Raw genomic sequence first — 23,565 nt, forward strand, 5'->3', positions numbered from 1 at the left:
GGCCGGTGCTGAACTAGGGCACCGGCCAGAGAACAAGACGCCAGAGAACAAGACGAGAAGTGGGAAGACCATGAGCGAACCCTTGCGCATCGCGCTCGCCGGCCTGGGCACCGTTGGCGGTGGCGTGATCCGGCTGATCGAAACCAATGCCGATCTGATCGCCCGCCGGGCCGAGCGGCGGATCGAGATCGTGGCCGTAGCGGCCCGCGATCGCAGCAAGGACCGCGGCGTGGACCTCTCGCGCTATGCCTGGGAAGACGACATGACCGCGATGGCCGCCCGGCCCGACGTGGACGTGGTGGTCGAACTGGTCGGCGGGTCTGATGGCCCGGCGCTGACCCTGGCGCGCAACACCCTGGCCGCCGGCAAAGATCTGGTCACCGCCAACAAGGCGATGATCGCCCACCATGGCCTGGAACTGGCCGCGCTGGCCGAAAAGGCCGATGCCGCGCTCAAGTTCGAGGCGGCCGTGGCCGGCGGCATCCCGGTGATCAAGAGCCTCAAGGAAGGCATGGCCGCCAACGAGATCAAGCGCGTCTATGGCATCCTCAACGGCACCTGCAACTATATCCTCTCGACCATGGAGGATACCGGCCGCGACTTTGCTGACGTGCTCGCTGAAGCCCAGGCCAAGGGCTATGCCGAAGCCGATCCCACGTTCGACATCGACGGTATCGATGCCGCGCACAAGCTGGCGATCCTGTCGAGCGTGGCGTTCGGCACGCGGATGGATTTCAAGAGCGTGACGACGCGCGGCATCCGCCGCCTGCTTGCCGCCGATATCGCCCAGGCCGATGTGCTGGGCTATTACATCCGCCTGATCGGCATGGCCGATACCGAAGTGGACGCCAGCGGCCAGCGCCGTCTGGTGCAGCGCGTGCAGCCGCATCTGGTGCACCGTGACCACCCGCTGGCCCATGTCGATGGCGCCACCAACGCCGTGGTGGCCGAAGGCAACTTTGTCGGCCGCCTGCTGTTCCAGGGTGCCGGGGCCGGCGACGGCCCGACCGCCAGCGCCGTGGTGGCCGACTTGATCGACATTGCGCGTGGCGATATCGGCACGCCGTTCTCCATCCCCGTGGGCGAACTGGGCGAGGCCCCGCCGGCCGAGACCGGCGATCGCATCGGCAGCGCCTATATCCGCTTCAACGTGGCAGACCGTCCCGGCGCACTGGCCGAGATCACCGCCGCGATGCGTGACGCCGGGGTTTCGATCGAAAGCCTGATCCAGAAGGGCACCCCGGGCCTGGCTGCCGGCGATGCCGATACCGTGCTGGTGCACATGGTGACGCATGATGGCCCGGAAAGCGCGATCGGCCGGGCCATGGCCCTGCTGTGCGATTCTCCCTGCCTGACCGAACCGCCGGTAGTCCTGCCGATCCTGGACGAATAAGCCGGCAAGCTATCCGCACCGCAAACAACAAGGGACTGGAAAGCGTTACTTTCCAGTCCCTTGTTGTTTATACGAAGCAGCCTTGCTCAGGGTGCGCGAATCTCGCCCTTGGCGATGCGATCGGCATCCGATCCGGGCGGCGGCGGCGGCAGGGCAGTGATATCGAAGTAATACATCGGCGGCGGCACGCTGCCGAAGCCGACGCAGGCGCCATTGCCCTTGCACGGCGCCATGCCAAATACATTGGGTGCACGCGGCAGGCCGTCATTGGTCGATTGCGCGGTATCGGTCTGGTCGCGCAGCGGCAGGCGCTCCTTCTCCCGCGCTTCGGCGCCGCCGCAGACCACGATCGCGCCATCGGCGCTGCGGCCGGGCCGGCAACGGGTGGCCTGACTGCCGGTGATCAGCCGCTGGGCAAGATTGCCGTCGGCATTGCTCAAGGTTGGTAGCCCCGGCCCGGCAACCTGCGGCACGGCCACCGTGGGAGCGGCCGACGGCGTGGCCTGACTGGTCTGGGCCTGGCTATCCTGAGCCTGGGGCTCTGCCTGGGCCAGGGCCTCCGGGGCCGGCGCCAGGACCAGACCGCAGGCCACAGCCAAAGCCATGATCGGGGCGGGAATGGGAAAACGGACCGGAAAGGGCACTCTCGACAACACGGCTTTCTCCCGTCCAGGGGCGGCCCCGAAACATGTGCCGGACATAGCCAGCACGCGAATGCTGGTGTCTGCCGTGTCCTCGTGCGCGCGATGACGCGTGTCACCGCTGCTGCGGCGATCGGTGCGTTACGCCTGACCGGCCGTAGCGACAAAAACATTGCCGGCGCCATAGCTGTAGAGGCCATGTGCCCGGCCTTCAACGAACTTTATACAGAGCACTCCCAAGGCATCGGCGGATGCAGGCTACCCCGCGGCCAGTGCCAGGCGCGGACCCGGCTGGGCATCCTCGCGCATCGAGGCGCGGCGCAGGTCTTGGGGCCTGGCCACATGAGCCGGGCGATTGGCCACGTCGCGGGTGCGGAAGGTGGATACCAGCCGGGCCAGCGCTTCGGCCTCTTCGGCCAGGCTGCGGGTGGCGGCCGATGACTGTTCGACCATGGCCGCGTTCTGCTGGGTCATGCGGTCCATGTCACTGACCGCGCGGTTTACGTCGCGCAGCTTGTCGGCCTGGTCGATCGCGGCTTGCGCAATGCCCGAAACCAGGCCGCCGATCTCTTCCACCCGCGTGACGATGCCGCCCAGCCGCGCGCCGGTCTCGCCCACCAGCGTCACGCCGTGGCTCACCTGCTCGGTGCTTTCACCGATCAGGGCCTTGATATCGCAGGCTGCATCGGCAGAGCGCTGCGCCAGCGCGCGCACTTCGGAGGCAACCACGGCAAAGCCCTTGCCAGCGTCTCCGGCGCGGGCTGCCTCCACCCCCGCGTTGAGCGCGAGCAGGTTGGTCTGAAAGGCGATGCCGTCGATCACGCTGATGATCTGGCCGATCCGCGCCGACGATGCCTCGATCGCCGCCATCGCCGCCACCGCGCGGGTGACTACGTCGCCACCGGCAGCCGCTTCTTCCTGGGCAGCGCCGATCGCGCTCTGCACGCTGGCGGCGCGCTGCGCGGTTTCGCCAACGCTGCGGGTCACGCTGTCGAGCGAGCCCGCCGTCGTGGCCAGGCTGGCCGCCTGTTCCTCGTTGCGCTGGGCCAGGTCTTCGGATGCGGCGCGGATTTCGGCGATGGCGCGGGCCACGCGGTTGGCCCCCACGCGCACGCCGCGCAGCGCCTCGGCCATGGCGGCGATTGCAGTGTTGTAGTTGGTGCGCAGTGCCTCGAAGCCGGGCGGGAACGTTACATCGATCCGCTGCTCCAGATCCTTGCCGGCGATCACGTCCAGCCCATGGGCCAGGGCATCGACCACCCGGCCCTGCGCCGCCCGATCGGCCTCGCGCGTTTGTGCCGCGGCGCGGAACACGTCCATCGCCCGCACGATCTGCCCGATCTCGTCCACCCGCTCGGCGCCTGCCAGCGGGCGATCCAGCGCGCCCTGCGCCATATCGACAATGCCATCGGCGGTATCGACCAGCGGAGCGATCACCCGCTGGCGCAGCAGGTGCCCCACATATACGACCAATACCAGCACCAGCGCGGCAAGCAGGCCGGTGCCGACCAGCGAGACCGTGACCTGGCGATAGCCGCTTTCGAGCAGGCGGGCGCGGTTGGTATTGGACAGCGTGACCAGCGCATCGACGCGCTGGTGCTGCAAGGCATAGGCCTGGCGCAGCGGCCCGGCGTGGATTGCCCGCATCGCCGCCAGATCGCCCCGCCGTGCCGCGGGCAGGAACTGCTCGTCCACGGTCTTCCAGAACGCCACTTCGGCATCGAGCACGGCCTGCACCGGCGCGCGCATTGCATCGGGCACGGGCGCCGCCTGCCAATAGGCCTGGCGCTCCTTGAACTGGGCTTCCTCTTCGGCCAGGGCCTTCATCTCGGCATTGGCGCGGGCGGGATCGTCGAGCATCAGCGTGGTATGCAGATAGGGTTCCACCACAAAGCACGGTGGCGGCAGGATATCGGCCAGGAGTTCGTCCTGCAGCAGGCTTTCGTGATGCATCGGGCCGCCAAAGCGGATCTGCGCGACCACGAACGCCGCCAGGGTGATGGCGATGACGATCAGGCCGATGACCAGCCGCGTTGCTTGCCGCGTGCGCACGCTCAGCATCGAAGAACACTCCATGGGCGGATTTCGCGCTTTTCCTAGCGTGGCGATGCTTAAGCCCGCACGGCAGGCGGATTCCGGGGAATTGCGGAGCAGGGCAAACCCGTAACAGGCGTGATACAATGGCAAACTTGCAAATGACTCGCATTAGGTTAGGACAATGCCAACCCAGCCCATCAGCGACGGACCCGCCTTGACCACGCTTGACCAGATCGACCGCCCGCGCCCGCCTGCTGCCCCGCCCCACGCGGCGCCGCGCCCTGATGCGGCCCTGGCGCCAGACCGCAACCAGGCGAAGAAAGCGCGCAAGGCCAGGCAGTTCTGGCTCAAGCAGCTGCACACCTGGCACTGGATCAGCGCGGCGGTGGCGCTGGTTGGCATGATGCTGTTCGCCATCACCGGCATCACGCTCAACCATGCCGCGCAGATCAATGCCGAGCCGGTGGTGGTCGATCGCAACGCCGCCCTGCCCGCCCCGCTGCTGGCACAGATCGCAGCCGCGCCAGCGGCCAGCGATGCGCCGCTGCCCGCACCCGTGGCCCAGGCGGTGGCGCGCGCCGTGGGCATCGATCCCCAGGGGCACGCGGGCGAATGGTCTGACGGTGAAGTCTATGTTGCCATGCCCGGCCCCGGCACCGACCGCTGGGTCAGCGTCAACCGCCACAGCGGCGCGATCACCTCGGAAAAGACCGATCGCGGCTGGATTTCCTGGGCCAACGATCTGCACAAGGGCCGCAACACCGGCACGGTGTGGTTCTGGTTCATCGATGTGTTCGCGCTGGCCTGCGTGGTCTTCACGCTGACCGGGCTGATCCTGTTGCAGCTGCACGCCCGCCATCGCCCCGCCACCTGGCCGCTGGTGGCGCTGGGGCTGGTGATCCCCGCAGGCATCGCCCTGTTCTTCATCCACTGACCGCAAGGGAAACCCCTGTCGATGCGCAAGTCCCTTCCGCTTGTTGCTGGCGTGCTCGCCGCGCCGCACTTGGCTCTGGCCGCCCCCGCCGCGCCCGCCGGCGTGATCACTGTCACCGTCCCGCGCCTGGCGGTGGCCGAATACCACCGGCCCTATGTGGCCGGATGGATCGAGCCGGCCGGCGGCGGCCAGGCCCGCACGCTGTGGGTGTGGTACGATATCAAGAAGGTGGGTCGCGAACCGGGCACTAAGTGGCTGGGTGACCTGCGCAGCTGGTGGCGCAAGGGCGGCCGTTCGCTCGGCCTGCCAGCCGATGGCCTTTCCGGCCAGACCCGCGCGCCGGGCGCCTATCGCATCCCGCTGCCTGCCGGGCTCCGGCCCGGGGCCTATACCCTGTTCGTGGAAGCGGCGCGCGAAACCGGCGGCCGTGAACTGGTGCAGGTGCCTTTCTCGGTGCCGGCCAAGCCCGCTCCGGCTGGCGCCAGCGGCCGGGCCGAACTGGGCCAAGTGACCGTTTCCCTGCGTTGAGAGGACCGACCCGATGAACCGCAAGACTCTGGCGCTCGCCGCGCCGCTCATGGCGCTGGCGCTTGGCGCGCCCGCCCAGGCGCATCGCATGTGGCTGCTGCCCTCGATCACCGTGCTGGCCGATACCAACCAATCGGTCACCGTCGATGCGGCCATTTCCAACGACCTGTTCTATCCCGATCACTTCCCGCTGGGGGTTGACCAGGTCAAGGTCTGGGCGCCCGACGGCACGCCGGGCAAGATCGAAAACGCCGCGCGGCTGCGCACGCGATCGGTGTTCGACGTGACCATCGACAAGCCCGGCACCTGGAAGATCGGCACGGAAATGGCCAATCTTTCCGGCACGTTCAAGGTGAATGGCGAGCTGTGGGGGCTGGGCATGCGCCGCCCCGGCGGGCCGGGTGGACCGGGCGGCGCGGGCGGCCAAGCGGGAATGGGCGCGGCGCCGCGCGGCATGATGCCGGGGGGCCCGGCTGGTCCCGGCGGACCCGGTGGTGGCGAAGGCGGCCCGCGCCCGCAGATCGCACCCGATCACATGGTGGCCAGCCTGGCGGATATTCCCGCCGATGCCACCGAGGTAAACCTGACCGAAACGCTCAACCGCAACTTCGTGTTCGTCACCGCCGGCACCCCCACGACGCAGGCCTTTGCCCCCACTGGGAAGGGGTTGGAAATGGTGCCCGTCACTCATCCCGATGAACTGGTCAGCGACGAGCCGGGCAAGTTCCGCTTCCTGATCGATGGACAGCCAGCGGCCAAGCTCAAGGTGACGGTGATCCCCGGCGCCAAGCGCTATCGCGATATCGAGGGCGCGCAGGAACTGACCACTGCCGCCGATGGTACGGTCACGGTGAAATGGCCGGTGCCCGGGTTCTATTGGCTGAACGCCAGCCTGACGGACGATCACCCGGCCAACCCGCGCGCCGCCCATCGCCGCACCAGCTATACCGCCACGCTGGAAGTCGTGGCGCCCTGACCCTGCCCGACCAGGCAAACCGGATGTTACGCCTTGTCGTGCCCACCGCGATCGACCCGGACAGCCTTGCCGGGTTCGATCCGGCGGCGCCGATCATCACCCTGTCGGGCCTGACCATGGGCACGCGCTGGCAGGTGCGCCTGGCCCATCCGGCTGGCAGCGCGGACCGCGCCGCGTTGCACGCCCTCATCCAGGCGCGGCTCGACCGGATGGAGCGGGCGCTCAGCCACTGGCAGCCCGGCAGCCTGCTGATGCGCTTCAACCGCGCGGCACCGGGAACCTGGCTGCATGTGGATGAAGACCTCGCCGGCGTGCTGCACCATGCTTTGGCCGTGGCGCGGGCGAGCCATGGCGCGTTCGATCCGGCCATCGGCCGCCTGACCGACGCCTGGAGCCTCGGCCCCCGCCGCCACTCCGCCCCGCCCGACGGCGCCACACTGGCCGCCGCCACCACGGCTTCAGGCTGGCAGCGCCTGATCCTGGAACACGCCTGGTTGCGCCAGCCCGGCGGCGTGTGGCTCGATCTGTCGGGCGTGGCCAAGGGATATGCTGCAGACACCCTGGCCGACCTGCTGGCCGCGCAGGGCCTGTGCCACGCCCTGGTCGAGGTGGGCGGCGAATGCACCGGGCGCGGACTGCGTCCCGATGGTGATCCGTGGTGGGTAGACGTGGAAAGCCCGCCCGGCGCCAGCCTGGCGCCGCTGCGCGTGGCGCTGCACCAGTTGAGCATGGCGAGCTCGGGCAGCTATCTGGGCCTGCACACCATCGACCCCGCCACGCGCCAGCCTGGCCACGGCCATGGGGCGGCAACCGTGCTGCACCGCCATGGCGCAATGGCCGATGCCTGGGCCAGCGCACTGATCGTGATGGCGCCAGCCCAGGCACACGCTGTGGCCGTGCGCAAAAATCTCGCCACGCGGTTGGTCGATCCGTCGGGTGGCGAGTGGCTTAGCCCGGCATTGGCAGCGATGATGGAATAATCATGCTAACACTGATAGCATGATGGCCACAAGAAAGGCCGCCGGATTGTCTCCGGCGGCCTTTTGCTTGGCAATGCAATAGCCGTTAGAGCTTCACATTGGCCGTGAGGATCGCCGTGCGGCCCGCAGCCTGGCTGGCAAAGTGCGAGCTATAGGCCTTGTCGTAATAGCGCTTGTCGAACAGGTTGTTGATATTGGCCTGAAGCGAGAAGCGCGGCGTAACCTGGAAGCTGGCATTGGCGTCGAACCGCCAGTAACCGGGCACATAGCGCGCCAGGGTCTTGGTCACCACGCCGCCGCTCACCGCCGCGCCATAACCGCCATAGACCTTGCTCATGCAGAGCGCATTTGCGCCCAGCGAGAGGCGGTCGGTCGCCCGGTAGGTGGTGTTGGCGGTAAAGCTGTGGTCGGGCGTGTTGGGAAAGCGCTGCCCGGTGCTGGGCGAGGGTACGTAATAGGTCACGCCCCCAGCCGTCACAGCAGTGGTGCCGCCGTTGATGATGGTGGAATCCATATAAGTATAGCCACCAAAGACATTCCAGCGGTCGGTGATGTTGCCGCTGGCCGAAACCTCGATGCCCTTGACCCGCTTGTTGCCGATGAAAGTCACGGTGCCGTTGGCGTCGGTGGCGCGGGCATTGGTGGTTTCTGTCTGGAACGCGGCGAGTGTCAGCGACAGCCCTTCGCCGAAGACGTTCCACTTGGTGCCCACTTCATAACTGCGGGTGCGTTCCACCTTGAGGGCATCGGTGATCGCCTGGCTGGTGGTGTTGAGCGCGTTGCTGTCGCTGCCATTGGCCAGATAGGAACCCGGCGGCGTGGCGGCGGTGGAGGCCGAGGCATAGATGCTGCCGTTGGGCGCAGGCTTCCACGTCAGACCGGCCTGCCAGGTCCACAGGTTGTCGATCCGGCTGTACCAGGCACGGCCGCTTTCATCCGGGGCCGTCGCCAGCAGGCCAGGGCTGACGCGCGTGACATAGTGATCATAGCGCAGCCCCAGGTTGAGCAGCAGCGCATCGGAAAAGTTCACCGTATCGAACAACGACACCGCCTGGGTATTGGTGCGCGACCTGGTCCAGGTCCTTTCGGCCGAAAGCGTGATCGGCGCGGTTACGCCCGATCCATCGGCAGTATAGCTGACCCAGCGGTCGTAAGGATTGGGATTGGCCAGGCTGGTGCAGTTGAAGGCGGCAATCGACGCGGCGCCGCAGCGGCCACCCGCGGCGCTGATGCCGGTGGCGATCGCCGTTCCCGTGGCCGCATTCGACACATAGTTGCCGACATCGGCGGTTTCGCGGCTGACCTCGCCGGTCAGGGCAAAGCTGTTCTTGATCCCGCCCAGCGTGAACGTGCCGTAGAAATCCGTCTGGTTGATAAAGCCGGTGGTGCGGCTGTAGCGGCTGTTGGCCCGGCGCCAGACATTGCCGTTGATCACGTTGCCCTGGCTATCGTCGGGCTGGGTCAGGACATAGCCCTGGCTCGACACGCCATAGCGCGTGGTGTTGCGCAAGGTCAGCCCATTGGCGAAATGGTGTTCGAGGCGGGCCGTGCCGGTGTTGACCAGGGTGTGGCGGAAATCGCGATCCACCAGGCCATAGAACGCCGTGCGTGGCGTCGCGGCCACGGTGGTTTCGCTATAGCCGGCCGGCGCATTGGCGGTGGTGCGCAGATAGGGAATGCCCGAATCCGGCAGCTCGTGGCTTTCCAGGTGATAGTAATCCAGCGTCAGGCTGGTGGGGCCAGACAGGCCGAACTTCACCGAGGGCGCGACGCCCCAGCGATCCTGCCACACCGCATCGCGCCCGGCCACGTGCTGGTCGTGATACATCGCGGCCAGGCGCAGGCCGACATTGCCGATCGGCTGATTCACATCGGCGGTCACCCGGCGATATTCCGCCGTGCCGGTAGCGGCCGAGACATTGGCAAAACGCTCGCCGGTCGGCTGCTTGGACACGAGGTTGATCGCCCCGCCCACGCTGCCGCGCCCGTTCATCGTGCTGTCCGAACCCTTGACCACCTCGATCTGGTCGACGGCAAAAACATCGCGCGACTGCGCGCCGATATCACGCACGCCATCCAGGAACAGGCTGTTCTGCGCATCCGCACCGCGAATGAACGGCCGATCGCCCTGCGGATTGCCGCCTTCGCCGGCACCCAGGGTAATGCCCGGCACAAAGCGCAGGGCATCGGCCAGGCTGGCCGTGGCATTGTCCTGCAGCACCTGCGCGGGGATCACCGTGATCGTGCGCGGCGTATCGAGCAGCGGGGCGGTGTACTTGGGCGATGCGGCCCGCTCGGTCTTGTAGCTGCCCTCGGTAATGGCGGTATCGGTGACGGTCACGCCGCCCAGCACGCGCGGCTCGGGGTTTTGCGCGGCCGTTGCATCCTGGGCCAGGGCGGGTGCGGCACCCGCGATCAGACTGATGCAACCCAGCGCGAGAAAACCGGCAGCCCCCGCCGCACCGGCACGATCAAAACTGTCCCTCACTCATTCATCCTTTGCGCGAAACATATCATTCGTTGCGGCAGGCTGCGGCGCGCTTGCGCCGATCCCTGGTGCCGGCGGGTATGCGCATCCGGCCCCGCCGATGCTGCAGAGCGCTTTAATGCGAATTGCTATCAGTCGCAACGCTATTGATAATGATTCTCCGATTTGATCTGCCTCAAGGCTCCTACGCACCGAACGACCTAGAAATCGGCCGTCGCCACGGGCGGTGAGACGTCCGCAATGTGGCCCCATGCCCGCGGTCAGGCCCATCTGGCCGAACGCTCGGAGCGCTATTGCGATCTATTCTCTCGACTCGCGCCGGAGAAGCAGCTATGCGAATGACTCTCAATAACCTGCCAAACCGCCAACGGGGGCCAGAATAGTGAGCAGCCAGGCCAGTTTGATCGCAACGCCAACCCTTGCGCCGCGCCCGGCATCGTCCGGCCTGCGCGGAGAGGTCGTGCCGCTGCGGCCTGCCACCTGGCAGCCTGCGCGCTATGAACCGAGCCGACCGCGCGGGCTGGCCATGATCGGGGCGGGCGCTGCCGTTGGCGCACTGCTCGTGGCTTTCCTGTCGCTGGGCATCGTGGCGGCCAAGCCGCGCCATCACACGCTCACAGCGGTGCGCCTTTCGGCTGATCTCACGCCACCACCACCGCCGCCTCCCCAGGCCGCGCAGCAGCCACCGCGCACGCCGGTGCAGCCTGCCTCGCCCATCGTGGCGCCGCCGCCGCCGATTACACTGGCCTTGCCCGCACCAACGATCGCCACCGCCCCCGTCGCCGCGCCGGTTGTCGTGCCCGCCCCCGCCCCGGCCGCTGCGCCAGCCCCGGTGGCGGCGCCAGCCCCGGCCGCACCGGCAGCGCCAGCGATTGCCAAGGGCCGCGATCTGTCGGCCAACCTGGTAGATGCCAGCCCGCCGCGCTATCCGATCGATTCGCGCCGCGCGCGCGAGCAGGGCACTGTCGTGCTCAATGTCACGGTGGGGCTCGATGGCCGTGTCGCCGATATCGGCCTGTCCCGCTCCAGCGGGTTTGACCGGCTTGATCGTGCCGCGCTGGCCGCCGTGCGCCATTGGCGCTGGACACCGACGCGCCAGAACGGGCAAACCGTGATGGTCCAGGGCCTGGTGTCCATTCCCTTCGTGCTGCAAGGCTGAAAGCCACTGCCATGATGCTGCATATTCCCGGCGTCCTTTCGCCGGACGACGTGGCGCAGGCCCGCGCCGCACTGGCCCAGGCCGAATGGGAAGACGGCCGCGCCACCGCCGGCCATCTCGCCGCGCGGGCCAAGGCCAACCTGCAATTGCCGCTCGACAGCGCGGTGGGCTCCGCGCTGGGCCAGCGCATTCTCGAACGGCTCGGCCAAACGCCGCTGTTCATCGCCGCCGCGCTGCCGCTGCGCGTGCTGCCGCCGCGTTTCAACCGCTATGAAGGCGGCGGCACTTACGGCAGCCACATCGACAACGCCCTGTTCCGCCTGCCCGGCACCGACACCTATGTGCGCACCGACATTTCCAGCACGCTGTTCCTGTCCGATCCGCACGAATACGATGGCGGCGAACTGGTGGTGGAAGACAGCTATGGCGCGCACCGGGTAAAGCTCGCCGCGGGTGACATGGTGCTCTATCCCGGCACCAGCCACCACCACGTCACCCCGGTGACGCGCGGCGCACGCCTGGCCGCGTTCTTCTGGACGCAAAGCCTGGTCCCGGCCGAGGCCGACCGCCGCAGCCTGTTCGAGATGGACCAGGCGATCCAGGCCCTTGCCGCCGACCAGCCCGATCATCCCTCGGTCGCGGCGCTCACCGGCGTCTATCACAATCTGCTGCGCCGCTGGTCGCAGCCATGACCGGCTTGCCCCTGCCGGCCGACATCGTCACGCTCGATGATTACGAGCGGCACGCCGCCGCACTCATCGATCCGGCTACCTGGGCACATATCCAGCAGGGCCACACAGATGCCAACCGTGCCGCCCTGGCGCGCTGGGGCCTGGTGCCGCGCATGCTGCGCCCGCTCGACGGCGGCAGCACCGGCACCATGATGTTCGGCCAGGCCCACGCCGCGCCGATCCTGCTCGCCCCGGTGGCCTATCAGCGGCTGGCCCATGCCCAGGGAGAAATCACCACGGCCCAGGCCGCCGCCGCGCTCGACACCGCGCTGGTGACCAGCACCTTGTCGAGCGTGGCGCTGGAAACGATCGTCCAGGCCCTGCTCGATGCGGCCAGGGAATTGCAGCGCCCCGCGCCGCCGCCCGCCTGGTTCCAGCTCTATGTCCAGCCCGATCCGGCAGACACGCTCGCCCTGGTGCGCCGGGCCGAGGCAGCCGGCTATGGCGCCTTGGTGGTAACGGTGGATGCCGCCATCAAGCGTGCCGAATTTACGTTGCCGCCCGGCGTGGAGGCAGCCAATCTTGCCGGGCAGGCGCCGCCGCGTCATCACACCCATGCCCACAGCGGCCAGCTGGTATTCGGCAGCGCGCTCGCCGCGCAGGCTCCAACCTGGGACACCCTGGCCTGGCTGCGCCGCGAAACCACGCTGCCTTTGGTGGTCAAGGGCCTGCTCCACCCCGATGACGCGCTGCGCGCCCGCGATGCCGGGGCCGATGGGGTGATCGTCTCCAACCATGCCGGGCGCGTGCTCGATGGCGTGGCGCCCGCGCTCATGCTGCTGCCGGCGATGCATGCGGCGCTGGGCGCAGACTATCCGCTGCTGTTCGATGGAGGTATCCGCAGCGGCGCCGATGTGCTCAAGGCCATGGCGCTGGGCGCGCGGGCAGTGCTGGTAGGCGCGCCGCAATACCATGCCCTGGCGGTGGGCGGCATGGCCGGCGTGGCGCATATGCTGCATATCCTGCGCACCGGCTTCGAACTGGCCATGGCGCAATGCGGCTGCACCAGCGTAGACCAGATCACCCGCGATCTGGTGATTGCCTTGTAGGCCATAGCCGTTAAGTGGCAGCGCATGATCTGCGATCTGCCCAGCTATCTCGCCCGCATTGGCCTTGCCTCCGCGCCTGCCGCCACGCCCCAAGGCCTGGAACAGGTGCAGCGCGCCCATCGCCAGGCGATCGGGTTTGAAAATCTCGACGTGATGCTGGGCCGGGGCATCGGCCTGGAACCGGCCGATATCCGGGGCAAGCTGGTCGATCGCCCGCGCGGTGGCTATTGCTTTGAACACAATCGCCTGTTCGGGGCGATGCTGGCCACCATGGGCATGCCCACGCGGCCGCTGCTGGCGCGGGTGTGGTTGCGCGTCTTGCCCGGCGTGGTGCCACCGCGCACACACACGTTCAGCCTGGTGACGCTGGCCGGCGAGCAGTGGCTGGCCGATGCCGGTTTCGGTTCGTCCTATGTGCCGCCCATGCCCCTGGCCGACGGCGCCAGCGCGCTCGCCGCCGATGGCTATCGCCACCGCTTGCGCCGCGCCCGCGCGCCCGGCTCGCTGCGCGGCGAATGGGAAGTGGAACGCAGCCAGGACGGCACCACGTGGGAGGCGCAATACAGCTTCGACACCACCGAAGTGGCTGCGCTGGACCTGGCCATGGCCAACCACTGGGTCGCCACCCGGCCGGAATCGCGCTTTACCCAGGCCTGCATCGTCTCGATCGTGCAGCCGCAGGGCTTTGCCTCGCTGCTCGATCGCCAGATGACGGCGCAGACCGCGCATGGGCGCGACGTCAGCGAACTTCCCGATGCAGCCGCCTGGCAGCGCACCCTTGCCGATGTGTTCCACATCGAACTGACCGATGCGGAGGTTGCCCAGCTGGCGCCGCGCCTGTTCGGATAAGTCCCCGGCTGGCCTTAGCCGCCAATCGCGCTATAGCGCGGGCCATGACTGTGGTTACCCGCTTTGCGCCCTCGCCCACCGGCCGCCTGCATGTCGGCAACATCCGCACCGCGCTGCACAACTGGTTGCTGGCGCAAAAGCATGGTGGGCGCTTCCTGCTGCGCATCGACGATACCGATGCGGCGCGCAGCCGCGAGGAGCATGTCGCGGCGATCCGCGCCGATCTTGCCTGGCTTGGCCTCCATCCCGAGCGCGAAGAGCGCCAGTCTGCGCGCTTTGCCATTTACGAGGCCGCGTTCGAGCGACTGATCGCGCAAGGCCGGCTCTATCGCTGCTATGAGACCGCGCAGGAACTTGATCTGAAACGCAAGATCCTGCTCGGGCGCGGACTGCCGCCGATCTATGACCGCGCCGCCCTTTCCCTGACCGAGGCCGATCACGCCGCCCGCGCCGCTGCCGGTGACAAGCCGCACTGGCGCTTCATGCTGGATCACGACACCCCGATCACCTGGGACGATGGCATTCGCGGGCCCCAGCATTTCGATCCGCGCCAGATGTCCGATCCGGTGGTGCGCCGCGCCGATGGCTCGTGGCTCTATATGCTGCCCAGCGCGATCGACGATATTGAAATGGGCGTAACCGATGTGCTGCGCGGCGAAGACCACGTGTCGAACACTGCCACGCAAGTGCAGATGTTCCTGGCGCTTGGCGTCCAGCCCCCGCGCTTTGCCCACGAAGCGCTGCTGACCGGCAGCGAGGGCAAGCTGTCCAAGCGCCTGGGCTCGCTCGGCGTGGCCGACTTGCGGGAAGCGGGGATCGAGCCCGAAGCCCTGGTCACCCTGCTCGCCCGCCTCGGCACGTCCGATCCGGTCGATCCGGCGCTCGACGCGGCAGACCTCGCCGCCAGTTTCAACCTCGCCCATTTCGGCCGCGCGCCGGCCCGGTTTGACGAGGCAGAACTGCAACGCGTCAACGCCGCCGTGGTCCATCGCCTGCCCTATGACCGCGTCGCTGCCCTGCTGCCCGCCGGCATGGGCGCCGCGGCGTGGGAAGCGATCCGCCCCAACCTGGCCCACATCGGCGAAGCGGCCGATTGGTGGCAGGTGATCCAGGGGCCGATTGCCTCGCCGGCGTTCGATGAAGAGACCCGCGCCTTCCTGTCTCAAGCCGCGCAGGTTGCCGCCGCGCTCGATTGGGCCAATCCCTGGCCCGCGCTTACTGCCGCGCTGAAAGACAGCACCGGCCGCAAGGGCAAGGCCCTGTTCCTGCCGCTGCGCCAGGCGCTGACCGGCATGGACCACGGGCCGGACATGAACGCCCTGCTGCCCCTGATCGCCCAGGACGAGGCGGTTCGCCGCCTGTCCTGAGCGCCGGGGATCACAGCCGGAAGCGCAGCCCCGCCGTGGCGCTGCCGCCATTGCTCGGCGCGCCCAGCTCGCCCGAACCGGTGAGGAACAGCGTGGCGCCCGGCGCCATCTGATACTCAACGCCGGCCGCCAGGCTGGCGCTCAAGCGGTTGCGCCGCACGCCCACAGCCTCCAGTTCGTCGGTCGAGCCCGCCAGGCTGGCAAACGCCCGCGCCTGGCGCCCCTGCACGCGATAGCGCATGCCCAGCGTGACAAAGCGACGCCACGGCGAGGCAGCATCCGGCGCGGTCTCGAAGCCAAGCCCGGCGTCGACAAAGCCTTGGGTCAGGCGCGCCCGCGCCACATCGAGGGCAAAGGGATGGGCGCTCGCTTCCTGGATCGCCTCGTGGCTGGTCCGCACCCAGGTCGTGCCCACTTGCGGACGCAACAACCAACCCGATCCCAGCGGGACCGTGCGGCTGAGCGAGGCATCGAAAGACCAGCTGGGCAGCGAATAGCTGGCCGTGATCACCCCGGCATCGGGCACGGTGCGGCGGGTAAAGGCATCGGCATCGTCATAGCTGGCAGACAGCGTAACGCGGGTTTTCCCGCCAAACCGCGCGGTCACGCCGCCGATCGCGCCGCTGGCCTTGGTCGATGCGCCCAGGCTGGCAATCGTCTGGTGCCGGTCCATCCACCCGACATAGGCAGCGACGGCATAGCCTTCGCCACCGACACCCAGGCCAACCAGGCCGCCATAGCCATTGAGCGTTGCCGCGCTCACTCCTTGCGCCCCATTCGCACTGAACTGGCGCGTGCCGCCCACCATCTGGCCAAACCCGAAGACGTGGCTGTCGCCACGCGCCTCGGCCTCGCCCATCGTCCGGCTGGTGCTGGCCAGGGCCAGCGCCGTTTCCGTGCCGATCTGCAGCGCATCGGCATAGGGTTCTGGCGTCAGGCGTGCGAACGCTGCAACGATCGGTGCGCCGTTGCTGTCCTGCAAGCTGTCGAGCGCGGGGAACAGCGCCGCCGGGGCATCGGCCGCCGCCATGGCAGTGTTGATATAGCCGATCGCGCGGCGCACCTGCGGCGCATAGCCCGGCGCATTGGCAAACTGCACCAGCAGGCCCAGGTCACCGTTGGCCAAGGTGCGCAGCGAACCGGCCAGGCCCGTTACCGTGTCAAACTGGCCGGTCACCCCGCCCGATGCGGTAATCAGGTCCAGCGTGGAACCCACCTTGACCGGCGTGGTCGCCACGATCTGCAACGTGCTCCCGGAATTGATCGTCAGCGTCCCGTTGATGTTCAGCTTGTCACGGGCACTGGGCGCGATTTCGAACACCGTGGTCGATCCGGTGGCCAGCAGGACGTTGCCATTGACCGTCATCGTCCCGGGCGAAGCCCCGGGGCTGAGCGTGCCGTTGACGGTAAGATTGCCGTTGACCGTGCCCGCCGAACCGAACACCGCGCCACGCCCCACGGTAATGCTGTCGGCGTACATCACCGAACCGGCCAGGCCGACGAGCCGCCCACCGGTCAGCACCACACTGCCAAAACTGCCCTGGTTTGCCAGTGTGGCAAATCCGCCGCTTTGGGTCAGGCTCGAAACCCCGATTACCGTGTCCAGCGCCACTGGTGCGGCCTGGCTGCCACCGTTGATTTCCAGCACATTGGTGCCGCCGCCGGCATAGATCGATCCGGCAAACGCACCGTTCATGACTAGGCGGTCGTCACCGTTCCAGGTCACGATGTCACCGGTGATCGATCCGCTGTTGATCAGCGTGGCATTGCCGCTCAACAGATAGACGTTCCCAACGATACGGCCACTGTTGTCAAACGAGACCATGTTGCTGGCGTCAGCCGCGACAGAAACGGCATAGCCCACGGGTTGCCCATAGCCGTACCAATCGGGATCGGTCTGCGGCGTGAAGCCCGTGATCGTGCCACTGTTGGCGATAGTGAGGGTGCCGGCTTCCGTTGGCTGTGGGTAAAGGTAACCGCCATCCACGATGCTGAGGCCGCCAGTGATCACGCCGCTGTTGCTTACGCTGCTACCGGCGAAGGTATTGGCCGCCAGGTCGACAGCCGGGCTCACGCCATTGTTTCCGATGCGGCCGCTGTTGTTGAAAATCAGGCTGGACCTGCTCCACGCCGCAACGGCAGACCCCGTCAAGGTCGGCGAACCAATGCTGGCGCTGTTGTCGAACAACGCCGTGGCCACCCAAGCCCGGCCGATATCCGCGCGATTGACGAAGCCCGCCAGATCGCCCTGCAGGCCAGGCACGAGTTGGACGGTATAGCCCGAGAGCGTGCTTACGCCGCCTGTGGTGGCCAACTGGTTGATGATCGTGCCGGTACCAGCGACCAAGATGTTGCCGGTATAACCTGATGGGCCGGCGAGAGTGACCTGCGCGTCGGCACCGTCGGCGATCGTGAGTTCCTGCGTGAAACCTGCGGGCAATGCCTTGCCCAGCGTTACGGTTGCCGTCCCGCTGCGCAGGTGCCCCACCGAGTTGGTGCCTGCTCCACCATCGATCATGCCGGTCACGCCGAAACCGGCTCCCGTCTCGATCAGCTGATCATTGCCGTCGCCGAACAGCAGGTTCCCGTTGATCGTCCCGCCATCGGCAATATAGACGCCGCTGTTGTAAGCGCGGTCATAGACTTGGGAATAACCCAGATCGACGGTTCCGTTGATGACGCCAGCGTTGCGCACCAAGCCGCCGCCCATCTCCACCGCGTCGCCAACACCGGTAATCGTGCCGCTAGATTGGTCACCTGGTTTGTCCCGCTGTAATAGCCATAGCTCGACATGGCGATCGCAGCGCCACCCGTGCTGACGAGTTCGCCGCTGTTGTTCACCGTGGTGCCGATCATTTGCACCGCGCTTTGGCTCGCGGTGATACTGCCCGTGTTCGTCAACGTACTGGCAGTCACGCCCACACTGCCATCGGCCACGATCGTGCCGGCATTCACCACGGTCTGCGCGGTGACGGCGCCATAATAGTTAATAGTATTGCCGCCCGAAGAGCTGTCGGTCAGGCGGACAGTCCCGTTGTTGATGAACGTCGTGCCCGTCTCATAGGAATAGTATGCCGTGGGCAGCACGACCGTGCCCACCGGATTGGTCGTACCGCTGCGCGTGGCTGACAGCGTGCCATTGTTGGTGATCGTGGCAGGTATGCTCGCGACGCTGCCATTGTATCCAGTGGCCTGGGTCGGAATCACCGACGTCGTGCCCAAGGCCACCATGTCGGTCGTGGCGACCGTACCGCTCAGCACGACATTGCCGGTGCCGGCGATGCTCACCGTGGAACCCCAGGTTCCATCGGCATGCAATGCCAGGGTGGTGCCGCTCGCAACCTGATAGCCGACGCGGGCAAAGCCACTGGGCAGCGCCAGGGTGGCGCTCGCGTCGCCCGTCACGTCATATCGCAATTCCGAATGATCCGCCTGAACCACGCCGTTGATCCCGGCAAAGCCGCTGGTTCCCGGCCCACTCAGCGTGGTCATCAGCACGTCATCCCGCCCCAGGGTCAGATTGCCGTTAAGCATCCCACCACTGGTCGCAACGTACATCGTCCCGCCATAGGAGGAGTTGCCAGTGCGAGTGGCGATCTTGACGTCCCCATTGATCGTGCCGGCGTTATAGACACGGATGTAAAATGCCCAGGACTCGCTTGGCGCGATGGCGGCATTGCCGCCGGTGATGATGCCCCCGGCGCGATTGTCGATCTGGGCATAAGCTCCCAGCACCACGGCCGTCCCAGACGCGCTGATCTGTCCGGTATTGGTCAGGATCCCGTCACCCAGCAGAACTCCGGTCGTCGCTCCAGCAATCGTGCCGCTGTTGGTGCCGGATGTGCAGATACAGGTATAGGTCAGTTCCAGGGCAGTTCCGCCGGTCGAACGGATCGTGCCGCTGTTGCTGAAGCCCGAGCCAGTATAGACCGAGGCAGCCGTGCCGCCCGCGGTGATCGTGCCGCTATTGGTGAAATTGTCGCCGTTTGTCCTGAGGCCATTGCCGCTTGCGGAAATGGATGCCTTGTTATCGATGACGGTATTGGCAAGGTCGACGGCATAAGCATCACCGCCGGTCTGGCTGGTAATAGGGCCCTCGTTCACGAACGTTCCGCCCGCTGGATAGAACGAAGTATTGCTCACCACCGTTCCGGTCCCGCTGATCCTGGCCTGGTTCAAGAGCGTTCCAGCACCATCGAAGTAGAGCGACGATACAGTGGGATAGTCGCTTGCCACGGTCAGCGTCGTGCCGAAGATGGGCGCCAGGCTGAGCTGGGTGAAATGCGTCGGCAGCACCGGCGCTGCCGACAGTGTCGCATCGCTGCTGGTCACCAGCTTCAAGGTATTGACCCCGGCGCCGCCATCGATTGCGCCGGAAATGCCGGTTACCAGGTTCCCGCCGTTGAGCGTCCCCACCAGCACGTCATCGCCCGATCCGAACACGACATTGCCGGCGATCGACCCTTGGGATGAATCGATCGTGCTGTTGCCAGCCCCGGTGAGGACATTGCCGACGATTGTGCCTTGGTTCACCAGGTTGAGGCTGCCTTGCGTGCTCAACACGGTATTGCCGGGCTTGACTGAGATCATGCCGCCGGCAGCGTTGGTGACATTGAGCGTGCCGCTGCCAGCGGCAATGATCGTGCCATCGCCGGTGTTGCTGATCACGCCGCTGTTGGTAATGTCCGCCTGGACCGGCGTTCCGTCGATCACGCTGGCGCCACTGGCGCTGATCGTGCCGCCCGCAAGGTTGGTCAGCGTCAGGTATGACGCACCGCCGATCGCAGCCCCGCTGCCGGTGTTGCTGATCGTCCCGCTGTTGGTCACCGTGCCATAGCTCAGCACGATGGTAGGGCTGGCACTGCCAGACGTGATCGTGCCGTCGTTCCATACCGTGCGATAATATGCGCTATTGCCCAGCGATGGCGCGATCGCGCTCAGCGCTCCGCCGTCGATCGTGCCGCTGTTGCGAATTGCGGCATTGGCCTGGATCGCGCCGATAAACCCGCTGGCGGTGTTGTAGATCGTATTGAAGCTGAAATTGGGGTTGGTATCGTAGATCGCCACGCCGCTCGTGCCGGTGATGGTGCCGGCATTGGCGATCGACAGCCAGGTGCTGCCATAGGGATTGCCAGGGCTTCTCGCCAAGGTGATGCCGTACGCGCCCGCGACCGTGCCGTTCTCGCCAACGCTAAGATTGACGCTGGAGCCGGCAAAATCGGTGCCGCTGGAATCGGCTGGCCCAGATAGCACGGCAATGCCCGCAGTCCCCGTATTCGACACAGCACCATTGACCGTGATCGTGGCATAGCGCGACTGAAACGACGCTGTGGCCGGCATCGCCACCGTGATTGCCGCCGGGCCGTTGGTGTTCAGGCTGGCGCCCTCGTCAACCGTCAGGGCCGTACCCGAACGCGTGATGACATAACCATCGCTGGCCGTGCCGGTACAGGTCACCGCAGTGTCCGTCGTTTCCACGCATTGCGCCCAGGCATGGGCTGGCAAGACGACCGCCATGGCAGCCAGGCTGGCTTGCGCGCGCAGAAAGTTCGCCCGCGACGGGCGACGAACAGGTTGATGATGGTCCAACGATTGCCCCTAAATCACGGTATCTAAACGGATAGACACCGGCCTTGTGTATGAAGCAATTTGAAAAGGACGTAAGCGACGTTCTCAGGCCACGGCGATCCAGGGCATGAGTTCGTCGACGGCGTTGGCTGGATGACCGCTGGCGAGCTTGGCGAGTGTCTGGGCCAACCAAGTGTGTGGATTCACGCCCGAGATTTTGCAGTTCTCGATAAGCGTAGCAATCACCGCCCAGTTGTCGCCGCCCTCATCCGAACCGGCGAAGAGTGCGTTTTTGCGATTGAGGGCCAAAGGCCGGATTGATCGCTCGACGGTGTTGGAATCCAGCTCGACGCGGCCATCGTCGAGGAACAGCGACAGCCCGGTCCAGCGGGTCAAGGCGTAGCGGATAGCGTCGGCGAGCTTGCTCTTGGCGCTGACCTGGCGAAGCCTTGCCTCGAGATAGAGGTGCAGGTCATCGACGACAACGCGGGCCTGTTCAGCGCGCATGGCGCGGCGCTGTTCTGCCGAGGTGCCACGGACCTGCTCTTCGATGGCATAGAGCATGGCGATGCGGCGCAGCACCTCTGCCGCGACCGGGGAGTTCTTGGCCAGTTCGTAGAATCTGCGCCGAACGTGCGACCAGCAGAACGCCAGGCTGAGCTGCTGGCCACGCTTGGCCAGCGCGGGATAACCGCTGTAGCCATCGACCTGTAGGATGCCGGAATAGCTCCCCAGGTGTGCCTGGGCGCGCTCACTCTTGCGATCGGGCGCGTAGACGTAGGCCACCAGTGGTGGATCACCGCCGCCCCACGGCTGGTCGTCGCGGGCATAGGCCCAGAGCTGCCCTGTCTTCGTCCGCCCGCGTCCGGGATCGAGCACGGGGGCGGTGGTCTCGTCAGCAAATAGACGCTGGGATCGTCGCAGCTCTTCGAGAATGCGATCTCGCAAGGGTCGCAGATACCATGCCGCCCGGCCAACCCAGTCAGCCAAGGTCGAGCGGTCGAGCTGGACGCCTTGCCGCGCGTAGATCTGGGCCTGGCGGTAAAGCGGGACATGATCGGCATACTTGGTGACCAGCACATGCGCGATCAGCGCTTCGGTGGGAATGCCGCCCTCCACGATCCGCGCTGGTGCCGGTGCTTGCACGACCGCGCCTTCGCAGGAGCGGCAACCATAACGCGGGCGGCGCGTGACCAGCACGCGGAAGCTGGTCGGCACGACGTCGAGACGCTCGGCCACGTCCTCACCGATCTGGTGGAGTGTACCACCACAGCAAGGACAGGCCTTCGCTTCAACATCGACGACCTGTTCGATCCGCTCGAGATGTACGGGTAACGCACCGCGGTTGGCCTTGCGCGGCCGCGCGCCTCCAGCCTTGACGATAGCCGCCTCGCGCGCGGCGCGCGCCTGGCCGAGCGCGGTCTCGACATCTTCGAGGCCGAACTCGAGTTGGTCGGGATCGAGTTGCTCGGACTTGCGCCCGAACCGGTGGCGCATGAACGCGTCGATGATCGACTGGAGCCGCTCGATCTCCGCATCGGCCTCGCCCTTGGCGACCGTTACGTCGGCCAGCTTGCGAGACTGCTCGAGCGCAAACGCGCGAAGCGCTTCGATGTCTTCGGGCAGGTCCGCTTCCACCAGCATGAAGGCAGTGAATCAGCGGAAGAACCCTGCGTCAACCGGCAATCTGCGGGGCGATGGGCTTGCGTCCACCGTGCACCCGGCGCCAATCCAGACCTTCCAGCAAAGCCGCCAATTGTGCGGAAGTCAGCCGCATCACGCCGTCCTGGATCGCCGGCCACTTGAAGCCGCCGGACTCTAGCTTCTTGGCCATCAGGCACAGCCCGGTGCCGTCCCACCAGACCAGTTTGACCCGGTCTGACCGCTTGGCCCGGAACACGTAGATCACACCAGAAAAAGGATCGCCGCCATATTCGGCGCCTACCAACGCGGCCAGGGCGTCGGGTCCCTTGCGGAAGTCTACCGGACGCGTTGCCACCATTACGCGCGCGCCAGCGCCTGGTCCGATCATCGTGTTGCCTTGAGCGCTTCGATCACCGCGGCAATCACGCCGGCATCGGCACCACGGCCAATCTTTACCGCCACGCCGTCAATCTCCAACTAGACCGCTGCACCGGTCGAGCGGCGCCGGCGGTGCGGGCGACGCTTGGGTGAAGAAGCCACCGTCACGTCCGCCTCGACTATGGCAGGCACAAATGATGGCGCTTCCGGCTCCGTCGCCGGCAGAACTACGCCCGCCGCCTCGAGTTGCTTCCGCAGATCCCTCCGCCATGCGTATACCTGCGAAGGATCAAGTCCATGCCGGCGAGCAACGGCACTGACACCTTCACCGCCCGAATAGCACTCGGCAACAATCGACGCCTTCACCTCTGGTGGCCACTCGCGCCGCTTGCCCGCGCCCGTGAATACCTCGAACCGCTGCGCTCCCTTGCTCACAGGATCGTCACCCGAGATTATCATAGTAGCAGCGCACTCCAGCCCGATTAGGGCGCGAAGACTCGGCGCTGCGCTTCATGCACGCAAGGTGGGGCCGCGACCCCGCTTACAAAAGGACCAAAGCATTTTGATATTTGCTGCAGCGCAAAAAGGTTCCGCAATGGACCTGCGCTTGCGGCTCGCGCTCGGATTCAGCCAGGCTGGCCAGCACGGGCGATGCCGCCTGGTGGCGTTTTGCCGCCGATTAGCGGGATCCTGAACGCCAGAAAGCCCCGTGCCTTGTTTGGCCGGGGCTGTTGTGTGTTAGGCTGTGTTGAGAGATGGTTGCGGGGGCAGGATTTGAACCTGCGACCTTCAGGTTATGAGCCTGACGAGCTACCGGGCTGCTCCACCCCGCGATGCGCTGCG

The 23,565-nt window shown here is 66.6% G+C and carries 18 protein-coding genes and 1 tRNA gene; 10 read left to right on the forward strand and 9 right to left on the reverse strand.

Annotation, left to right across the window (positions count from 1 at the left end; all coding sequences use genetic code 11):
* Positions 1 to 70 precede the first annotated feature (70 nt).
* The gene (locus ABIC78_RS19680) at positions 71 to 1,393 is read left to right on the forward strand and encodes a homoserine dehydrogenase (protein ID WP_354491515.1); all 1,323 of its coding nucleotides are present in this window, start codon (positions 71 to 73) and stop codon (positions 1,391 to 1,393) included.
* A gap of 86 nt (positions 1,394 to 1,479) precedes the next feature.
* Here the strand turns inward: ABIC78_RS19680 and ABIC78_RS19685 are convergent, their stop codons facing one another.
* Both ABIC78_RS19685 and ABIC78_RS19690 read right to left on the reverse strand, forming a co-directional pair.
* Entirely contained in the window at positions 1,480 to 2,049 is a 570-nt protein-coding gene (locus tag ABIC78_RS19685; RefSeq protein WP_354491517.1) for a hypothetical protein, read from the reverse strand.
* Positions 2,050 to 2,292: 243 nt separating this feature from the next.
* Positions 2,293 to 4,095, reverse strand: coding sequence for a methyl-accepting chemotaxis protein (locus tag ABIC78_RS19690; protein WP_354491519.1), 1,803 nt, complete (start codon positions 4,093 to 4,095; stop codon positions 2,293 to 2,295).
* Positions 4,096 to 4,363: 268 nt separating this feature from the next.
* Here ABIC78_RS19690 and ABIC78_RS19695 point away from each other — a divergent pair, with 268 nt between their 5' ends.
* Genes ABIC78_RS19695 through ABIC78_RS19710 form a run of 4 tightly spaced genes read left to right on the forward strand, consistent with a single transcriptional unit; the run spans position 4,364 to position 7,489 of the window.
* Positions 4,364 to 5,005, forward strand: coding sequence for a PepSY-associated TM helix domain-containing protein (locus tag ABIC78_RS19695; protein ID WP_354491540.1), 642 nt, complete (start codon positions 4,364 to 4,366; stop codon positions 5,003 to 5,005).
* Between the two features lie 21 nt (positions 5,006 to 5,026).
* Positions 5,027 to 5,533: a DUF2271 domain-containing protein gene (locus ABIC78_RS19700; protein WP_169050067.1), complete on the forward strand. Its 507-nt coding sequence runs from the start codon at positions 5,027 to 5,029 to the stop codon at positions 5,531 to 5,533.
* 13 nt (positions 5,534 to 5,546) lie between these two features.
* Entirely contained in the window at positions 5,547 to 6,509 is a 963-nt protein-coding gene (locus tag ABIC78_RS19705) for a DUF4198 domain-containing protein (protein WP_354491522.1), read from the forward strand.
* Positions 6,510 to 6,532: 23 nt separating this feature from the next.
* Positions 6,533 to 7,489 (forward strand): FAD:protein FMN transferase, encoded by a 957-nt coding sequence (locus ABIC78_RS19710; protein ID WP_354491524.1) that lies wholly within the window; start codon positions 6,533 to 6,535, stop codon positions 7,487 to 7,489.
* An 85-nt stretch (positions 7,490 to 7,574) separates the two neighbouring features.
* On the opposite strand, the gene ABIC78_RS19715 is transcribed toward ABIC78_RS19710, so the two are convergent.
* Positions 7,575 to 9,977, reverse strand: coding sequence for a TonB-dependent receptor (locus tag ABIC78_RS19715; protein ID WP_354491526.1), 2,403 nt, complete (start codon positions 9,975 to 9,977; stop codon positions 7,575 to 7,577).
* Positions 9,978 to 10,359: 382 nt separating this feature from the next.
* On the opposite strand from ABIC78_RS19715, the gene ABIC78_RS19720 reads away from it, so the two are divergent.
* The 5 genes from ABIC78_RS19720 to gltX are packed head-to-tail and all read left to right on the forward strand — an operon-like array spanning position 10,360 to position 15,132.
* Positions 10,360 to 11,136: an energy transducer TonB gene (locus tag ABIC78_RS19720; RefSeq protein WP_171794036.1), complete on the forward strand. Its 777-nt coding sequence runs from the start codon at positions 10,360 to 10,362 to the stop codon at positions 11,134 to 11,136.
* Between the two features lie 11 nt (positions 11,137 to 11,147).
* Positions 11,148 to 11,828: a Fe2+-dependent dioxygenase gene (locus ABIC78_RS19725; RefSeq protein ID WP_168353104.1), complete on the forward strand. Its 681-nt coding sequence runs from the start codon at positions 11,148 to 11,150 to the stop codon at positions 11,826 to 11,828.
* Positions 11,825 to 12,916 carry an alpha-hydroxy acid oxidase gene (locus tag ABIC78_RS19730; RefSeq protein ID WP_354491529.1) on the forward strand — a complete coding sequence of 364 codons (1,092 nt, stop codon included), beginning with the start codon at positions 11,825 to 11,827 and terminating at the stop codon, positions 12,914 to 12,916. Before ABIC78_RS19725 ends, ABIC78_RS19730 begins: the two co-directional genes overlap by 4 nt.
* A 24-nt stretch (positions 12,917 to 12,940) precedes the next feature.
* Positions 12,941 to 13,765, forward strand: a complete 825-nt coding sequence (locus ABIC78_RS19735; protein ID WP_354491531.1) for an arylamine N-acetyltransferase family protein — start codon at positions 12,941 to 12,943, stop codon at positions 13,763 to 13,765.
* A gap of 44 nt (positions 13,766 to 13,809) precedes the next feature.
* Positions 13,810 to 15,132, forward strand: coding sequence for a glutamate--tRNA ligase (gltX, locus tag ABIC78_RS19740; RefSeq protein WP_354491533.1), 1,323 nt, complete (start codon positions 13,810 to 13,812; stop codon positions 15,130 to 15,132).
* Between the two features lie 10 nt (positions 15,133 to 15,142).
* Here the strand turns inward: gltX and ABIC78_RS19745 are convergent, their stop codons facing one another.
* From ABIC78_RS19745 to ABIC78_RS19770, 6 genes are all read right to left on the reverse strand, one after another.
* The gene (locus tag ABIC78_RS19745) at positions 15,143 to 17,650 is read right to left on the reverse strand and encodes an autotransporter domain-containing protein (protein ID WP_354491542.1); all 2,508 of its coding nucleotides are present in this window, start codon (positions 17,648 to 17,650) and stop codon (positions 15,143 to 15,145) included.
* A 32-nt stretch (positions 17,651 to 17,682) separates the two neighbouring features.
* Positions 17,683 to 20,649: a beta strand repeat-containing protein gene (locus ABIC78_RS19750; RefSeq protein ID WP_354491535.1), complete on the reverse strand. Its 2,967-nt coding sequence runs from the start codon at positions 20,647 to 20,649 to the stop codon at positions 17,683 to 17,685.
* A 156-nt stretch (positions 20,650 to 20,805) separates the two neighbouring features.
* Complete coding sequence (gene tnpC, locus ABIC78_RS19755; RefSeq protein WP_171799750.1) at positions 20,806 to 22,344, reverse strand: IS66 family transposase; 1,539 nt, start codon at positions 22,342 to 22,344, stop codon at positions 20,806 to 20,808.
* A 31-nt stretch (positions 22,345 to 22,375) separates the two neighbouring features.
* Entirely contained in the window at positions 22,376 to 22,732 is a 357-nt protein-coding gene (gene tnpB / locus ABIC78_RS19760; protein WP_171799751.1) for an IS66 family insertion sequence element accessory protein TnpB, read from the reverse strand.
* Between the two features lie 89 nt (positions 22,733 to 22,821).
* A complete protein-coding gene (gene tnpA, locus ABIC78_RS19765) occupies positions 22,822 to 23,181 on the reverse strand; it encodes an IS66-like element accessory protein TnpA (protein ID WP_354491538.1) in 360 nt (119 codons plus the stop codon).
* Positions 23,182 to 23,478: 297 nt separating this feature from the next.
* Positions 23,479 to 23,555: transfer RNA gene (locus tag ABIC78_RS19770), tRNA-Met, on the reverse strand.
* Positions 23,556 to 23,565: the final 10 nt, after the last annotated feature.

The sequence above is a fragment of the Novosphingobium sp. 1529 genome, assembly GCF_040544855.1.
Taxonomy (GTDB): Bacteria; Pseudomonadota; Alphaproteobacteria; order Sphingomonadales; family Sphingomonadaceae; genus Novosphingobium; species Novosphingobium capsulatum.

Coding starts and splice junctions, on each gene's coding strand:
- ABIC78_RS19700 (WP_169050067.1), top strand. CDS start 5,027: ATGCGCAAGTCCCTTCCGCTTGTTGCTGGCGTGCTCGCCGCGCCGCAC.
- tnpA (WP_354491538.1), bottom strand. CDS start 23,181: ATGATAATCTCGGGTGACGATCCTGTGAGCAAGGGAGCGCAGCGGTTC.
- ABIC78_RS19735 (WP_354491531.1), top strand. CDS start 12,941: ATGATCTGCGATCTGCCCAGCTATCTCGCCCGCATTGGCCTTGCCTCC.
- ABIC78_RS19690 (WP_354491519.1), bottom strand. CDS start 4,095: ATGCTGAGCGTGCGCACGCGGCAAGCAACGCGGCTGGTCATCGGCCTG.
- ABIC78_RS19750 (WP_354491535.1), bottom strand. CDS start 20,649: ATGGCGGTCGTCTTGCCAGCCCATGCCTGGGCGCAATGCGTGGAAACG.
- gltX (WP_354491533.1), top strand. CDS start 13,810: ATGACTGTGGTTACCCGCTTTGCGCCCTCGCCCACCGGCCGCCTGCAT.
- ABIC78_RS19725 (WP_168353104.1), top strand. CDS start 11,148: ATGATGCTGCATATTCCCGGCGTCCTTTCGCCGGACGACGTGGCGCAG.
- ABIC78_RS19705 (WP_354491522.1), top strand. CDS start 5,547: ATGAACCGCAAGACTCTGGCGCTCGCCGCGCCGCTCATGGCGCTGGCG.
- ABIC78_RS19680 (WP_354491515.1), top strand. CDS start 71: ATGAGCGAACCCTTGCGCATCGCGCTCGCCGGCCTGGGCACCGTTGGC.
- ABIC78_RS19745 (WP_354491542.1), bottom strand. CDS start 17,650: ATGATCGATGGTGGAGCAGGCACCAACTCGGTGGGGCACCTGCGCAGC.
- ABIC78_RS19730 (WP_354491529.1), top strand. CDS start 11,825: ATGACCGGCTTGCCCCTGCCGGCCGACATCGTCACGCTCGATGATTAC.
- ABIC78_RS19710 (WP_354491524.1), top strand. CDS start 6,533: ATGTTACGCCTTGTCGTGCCCACCGCGATCGACCCGGACAGCCTTGCC.
- tnpB (WP_171799751.1), bottom strand. CDS start 22,732: ATGATCGGACCAGGCGCTGGCGCGCGCGTAATGGTGGCAACGCGTCCG.
- tnpC (WP_171799750.1), bottom strand. CDS start 22,344: ATGCTGGTGGAAGCGGACCTGCCCGAAGACATCGAAGCGCTTCGCGCG.